This is a genomic window from Cognatishimia sp. F0-27, from assembly GCF_020667845.1.
Taxonomy (GTDB): Bacteria; Pseudomonadota; Alphaproteobacteria; order Rhodobacterales; family Rhodobacteraceae; genus JAFMPQ01.
Window position 1 is genome coordinate 1 of sequence record NZ_JAFMPQ010000106.1, and the last position, 538, is coordinate 538.

The 538-nt window shown below is 55.0% G+C and carries 1 pseudogene; it reads right to left on the reverse strand.

The window, feature by feature from the left end:
- Positions 1-291 precede the first annotated feature (291 nt).
- Positions 292-538, reverse strand: a pseudogene (locus tag J1C49_RS21540) (IS110 family transposase); the annotation flags it as partial.

A 538-nucleotide genomic window follows, 5' to 3' on the forward strand; every position in this document is an offset into this window, starting at 1 on the left:
CGCGGACACGTCGCTCTCCGGACTGCGCGTCACCCGCGAACTGACGTCGATCATGGCGCGACGTGGAAGGCCCAAGACCATCGTCAGCGACAACGTCCTATGCGCGGAATGATTGGCTGATTTGGCATCAGGTCATTGTCGTGCTGAAGCGTCCCAGCACGTTTGAATGTGTGTCAGTTCGGCATTTTGGTCAACAACATGTCTCTCCCATAACAAACACAGAGTACGCTTTTGCGGCTCTCACCGTCCTTAAGACGAGATCTTCGGGTCGTTGAGCAGAAGGCCTGAACATTATCTACGAGGTCGATGCTCGCCTCTACGGCCCTTACAGAGAAAGGTCCTTCTGCTGTCGATCATCCCTCAAAGAAGGGACGATAAGGTTCACCGCGTTTGATGATCCCGTGCACGGTGCGGGCCATCTTTGCGGCGATTGCGGTATACGCCTTTCGGCGTAAATGGGTGTTTTGCCGATCTTTGGCGATGTAACGCTCGAACTTGTCTCGGAAGCTGTTGGTGCGCTGCATGATGGCGACCTGTC